2 protein-coding genes and 5 pseudogenes are annotated in these 5,028 nt (G+C 48.1%); 1 reads left to right on the forward strand and 6 read right to left on the reverse strand.

The features are described 5' to 3' along the window. Nucleotides 1–56 precede the first annotated feature (56 nt). Together E0D98_RS21210 and E0D98_RS27575 are read right to left on the reverse strand one after the other, a co-directional pair. Nucleotides 57–167: pseudogene (locus E0D98_RS21210) on the reverse strand (IS481 family transposase); the annotation flags it as partial. A 3-nt stretch (nt 168–170) separates the two neighbouring features. Next, nucleotides 171–396 (reverse strand): annotated as a pseudogene (locus E0D98_RS27575) (hypothetical protein); the annotation flags it as partial. Nucleotides 397–958: 562 nt separating this feature from the next. On the opposite strand from E0D98_RS27575, the gene E0D98_RS21225 reads away from it, so the two are divergent. Beyond that, nucleotides 959–1,936 (forward strand): RepB family plasmid replication initiator protein, encoded by a 978-nt coding sequence (locus tag E0D98_RS21225; RefSeq protein WP_011310114.1) that lies wholly within the window; start codon nt 959–961, stop codon nt 1,934–1,936. Between the two features lie 284 nt (nt 1,937–2,220). Here the strand turns inward: E0D98_RS21225 and E0D98_RS21230 are convergent. The 4 genes and pseudogenes from E0D98_RS21230 to E0D98_RS21255 form a co-directional block, all read right to left on the reverse strand. After that, nucleotides 2,221–2,928 (reverse strand): annotated as a pseudogene (locus tag E0D98_RS21230) (tyrosine-type recombinase/integrase). 63 nt (nt 2,929–2,991) lie between these two features. Continuing rightward, a pseudogene (locus E0D98_RS21240) lies at nt 2,992–4,205 on the reverse strand (ISL3 family transposase). Between the two features lie 156 nt (nt 4,206–4,361). Beyond that, nucleotides 4,362–4,587, reverse strand: a pseudogene (locus E0D98_RS21245) (serine/threonine protein kinase). A gap of 130 nt (nt 4,588–4,717) precedes the next feature. Further along, nucleotides 4,718–5,028: MarR family transcriptional regulator (locus tag E0D98_RS21255; protein ID WP_131890975.1), on the reverse strand; the 311-nt coding region annotated here is incomplete at its 5' end.

The following is a 5,028-nucleotide window of genomic DNA, read 5'->3' on the forward strand; positions in this document are numbered from 1 at the left end:
AAATGTATCAGCTCAGAGCTTACAGTTACCGGTTATTTATACAGGTATCTGTCAGATTACATCTGGCTTAAATTTTTCTCGGCCCAGATGCGCTTTCCATCAAGTAATGTTTCCATTGGCGTCCGCCCATTGCACATTTTTCCCTGATGGGTTCGCTCATTATTATAGCAAGTCATATTCGTCGTGTACTGGTCGTAACTCAGTTTTACAGAGTTCAGGACTGCAGACAGTTGGTCCCCCTAGAATCGGCATTATTGTCAGTATGGCTACTGGATTCGCTGACCATGCGATTAATAAAGTAATCACTTATTTCTTTAAAGTCTTGTATAGCTCTGTAGCTCTGGCATCAATATCATGACTAGCCCATGAACCATTACTGGCTTCATGTGAATCATTTCTTTTCGAAGGGTAGCCCAACTACCTGTAAAGATAGACTTCAGAAAAAACAGTGCTCGCCGCAGACCGGTGACCGGGCGAAGCCCGCGAACTGGCGAGGAAGCGCAATGTATCTGTAGTTACAGTGAGCAGGTACGCCCTGAAGCCCTTATAAGCGGTTGTGTATGCTGTTTCCCCTGGGATGATTTATCCACATATCCAGAGGTTCGATCCAGTAAACAGATCCATGAATGATCAACAAAGGATCCATTAAAGATCCCCATATCTCTGCAAACCTTGTCATTCATGGGCCGAGACCACGATCACATAAGCTGTGGCATGTTACTGATAAACTGTAACATGCTAATAATAAGCTGTATTCAGTAATCCATATACTGAAGTAAGTTAATGACATAAACTATGGTCAGTACGCCAGACTCAGTTGTTAAATACAGGCTGCAGGTTTTTCTTCAGTCAGTTAGCGGGGCTCTGACACACGATTTGCTGTTTATTCTTTTACTGTCCACAGGCAGGAGGCTTTCTGGAAAACGAAAATTCAGACATCAAAAAACTGTTCTGCGAGGTGGATAAGTCGTCCGGTGAGCTGGTGACACTGACACCAAACAATAACAACACCGTACAGCCTGTGGCGCTGATGCGTCTGGGCGTCTTTGTACCGACCCTTAAATCACTGAAGAACAGTAAAAAAAATACTCTGTCACGTACTGATGCCACGGAAGAGCTGACACGTCTTTCCCTGGCCCGTGCAGAGGGATTCGATAAGGTTGAGATCACCGGCCCCCGCCTGGATATGGATAACGATTTCAAGACCTGGGTGGGGATCATTCATTCCTTTGCCCGCCATAACGTGACTGGTGACAAAGTTGAACTGCCTTTTGTCGAGTTTGCAAAACTGTGTGGTATACCTTCAAGCCAGTCATCCCGCAGGCTGCGTGAGCGCATCAGCCCTTCCCTGAAGCGCATTGCCGGTACCGTAATTTCGTTTTCCCGTACCGATGATAAGTACACCCGGGAATATATCACCCATCTGGTACAGTCAGCCTACTACGATACTGAGCGGGATATTGTGCAGTTACAGGCAGATCCCCGCCTGTTTGAACTGTACCAGTTTGACAGAAAAGTCCTTCTCCAGCTTAAGGCGATTAATGCCCTGAAGCGACGGGAGTCCGCCCAGGCACTCTACACCTTTATAGAGAGCCTGCCCCGGGATCCGGCTCCGATATCGCTGGCGCGGCTGCGTGCACGCCTCAATCTGAAGTCTCCAGTATTTTCCCAGAACCAGACGGTCAGACGGGCAATGGAGCAGTTGCGCGAGATTGGATATCTTGATTACACGGAGATCCAGCGGGGGCGGACAAAATTCTTCTGTATTCACTACCGGCGTCCCCGATTAAAAGCGCCGAATGATGAGAGTAAGGAAAATCCGTTGCAACCTTCACCTGCGGAAAAAGTCAGTCCGGAGATAGCGGAGAAGCTTGCCCTGCTTGAAAAACTGGGCATCACTCTGGATGACCTGGAAAAACTCTTCAAATCCCGCTGAACATAAACTGTAGTCAGTGAAAAGCGCTCTTTTACTGACTACAGCTTATATTAACAGGTGCAGTCAGTGGTCTGCTCACTGTAGTTTATATTCAGATTCCTGCTGTGCACTCTGTAACTGAGCTGCCATCTGCCTGCTCCTTACGTAAGTGACCCCGTAACCTGATGCTGAGGCATTGCTCCCTTCATAAAACATGACTTACTCACTACAGCTTATATACCTGCTCCAGCTTATGTTATGTCTGTTCTGCTGACCACAGCTTATATAAGGAAGTGCGTATGCCGTCACCTCAGGGGAGGCAGTATATGCAGGATCTCCGCAGCATCCCGCCCGTCACCTGTGAAAGGCGCTGCCAGCGTGGCAGCCATATCCAGTGCAAACACTCTGGTATAAACCTCCATCGAACGTAGATCCCTGTGACTAAGCAGTGCCAGGATGACTTTCCGGGGCTGGCGGTGATAGAGCATGTGCATGATATAGCTGTGCCGGAAGGTGTGTGGTGTGACCGGTATCGAAAAGTGTCCCCCCTGCTTCGGCCCGTCTGACAGACAGCTTCAGCCAGTTGCGCATGGTTTCGTCGGTCACAGCTCATAATGGTTCACGGGGCCGGGTGGTGCTCATCCAGCTTTCCATCTGCCTGACATAGCCTATATCTGTCAGCGGAACCCGGCGCACTTCATTTTTGTGGCGGGCGTCCGCGTCGCGCACGCACTTTTTCGGACAGGATCCGCACAAACGGTCTTACTCCATCCAGGCTTCGCCAATACGCATTCCGGTATTCCAGAGGGGGGCGAACAGCATATGGTGACGCTGATCCGGCATATAGAAAAGAAGGGCACTCACTTCCGAGGCCAGCAAGTAGGCCGGTGTGGCCCCCGTGGAAGTGGCCATTCTTCTCAGGGAGAGCGCTGTTGCAAAATCCCCCCCCCCGGCGCAATGGGTAACAGGGAAACGCGTTCTGGTGAATTCTGCAGGGGAATGACATTGTTCATGAGTTATTTTTCACGTAGCACACGCACTGTTGGATGGGTCTTCCCTGATCATGGTGGGAAGGCTCAGAACGCCATATTCAGTTTCCCGTAGTGGAACATCACGCCCAGCTTAAAGTGCTCCCGATTGCGGTATCCCCTGGCTTTTATCCTCAGTAGCCTGATCTTACTGTTAAGCGCCTCCGCGTTTCCGTTTGAGACACGGTGCCGCATGGCATTCAGGATCCCGTAAAGCCTTTTTCCTATCGTTTTTGCGGCGTTTTTCATCATAGGAACGTCACAGTTGGCCGCCAGAGCCAACCATCTCTCCCAGTCATTACGTCTTTCCTCACTCTATGGCCTGTTCCAGATATCCTTTGCCAGCTCTTTCATGTCAGCGCCCAGCACTGGCTTGTCAGCTTCATTTGCGCACGCAGCCATATCAGCTTTTCCTGCCTGGATTCGGTCATCCATTTATCGCTGTACTGCCACAGGAAGCGGGTCCCCTTTGCCTGACGCCGACTTTCAACAGGGAGGTGCGAATGTTCATTCTGACGGTTTTTATCAACCACTTCGCCAAGTTGCTTTGCTACATGGAAGCGGTCGAAAGCGATTTTCTCAACCGCACAGGGTAAGTGGATACGCGCTGCTCTTATATAGCCTGCATTCATGTCCATTGAGAGCGTTTTGATAGCCAGCAACTGCCCGTCAATAAGCGTGCGAAGATAGCCGGCGAGGCTTCGTCCGTTAAGGCCAGCGCACGACCATCGCGATCGGAGCTCATCGTTATATAACGATGTCCTTTTTTAAAGGCGACCTCATCCACATTCATATGACGGGCGGATAATGGCTTTTTTATCCGGACAAGACCTCGCTTAACTGTCCGGGTCATAATGCCGTCAACCGCATTCCAGCTGAGCTTAAGTTGTTTCCTGACAGCATCAACAGTACTGATTTTCAGCCATGAGAGAACGAACGACTCGAACAGCAGCGTATACCGGCTTCCGGGGCCAGCCCTGGGAACTGGCAACGTCTGGCAGCCATGCTCCGGCACATAATGCGGGGCACATCGACTTCGACAATAGTGGTGAACTGGCAGGTATCAAGATGACGCCATTTACGATGACGGTGACATCGTGAACAGAACAGGATTTACCACAGGTCGGACAGGCTAACCGGGCATTTTCAGCGATCCCAACTGTGACGGTAACAGAACCTGCGTTTTCATCGAGAGAAAGAGATTTAACCTGCCCTGGAGCGGTCAGGTTGAGAATATGAACGTAGAGGGACTTTTCGTCCATGGAGGTGACCTCTGGCAATTAAAACACCATCATCATGCCTTCAGCTACCACAACAAGGGAAGCCCCTTATGGATACAGCTATTCTGACCTGAACGTCCGGATACTTCCACGACAATAAATCGCAGCACGCGGATCCTTTTGTTTGCTTATCACGCATTATTGCGGGTAAAACAAAATACCTAAAGGCATGTTTTGCAGCAGGGAGCCTGTCTTAAGCCAGTCATGCACGGGCTGAGGGCTGGTTTACCGTTTTTGGGAGAATTGGGGTAATACTAGGACGCTAATGATCTATCAATGGATGTAAGTGACAATTGAAAACTGAAAAATGCGCTATGTAGATTCTGACAGATTTATGCACCTGAAATACGTTCAAAATCCACATAGCGTAACTCTGATTTTCCTTACCAGAAAAAAGGGGGGGAATAACCAGTATATCCCCCCCACACACAATTGCAGAATAATAAATTATAAAAATAAGAACTCAGGATTTATATACATGATTACATGTGATATTACTGAGAAATATTTTGTGATAAAATCTTTTTGCTGATTATTTTAAATATCTTGATTTCATCATCTGTAAGGTTACTCCATATTTTTTTTAGATTGCGTCCATATATCCTTGTAATCTTCTGTAAAAACAAATCACCATCTGGAGTCAGGTAAATATTCTTACTACGTCGATCTTCCTTACTTTCCATACGCCTAATAAAACCAAATTTTTCCAGAGAGTCACAAACTCTGGTGATATTGGTTCTGGAAATATCTAATTTTTCACTGAGTTCAGTTGGAGATAAGCAAAAATTATCAGCACTGGATAAGA

The sequence above is a fragment of the Escherichia sp. KCJ4928 genome, from assembly GCF_004352695.1.
GTDB lineage: Bacteria > Pseudomonadota > Gammaproteobacteria > Enterobacterales > Enterobacteriaceae > ECMA0423.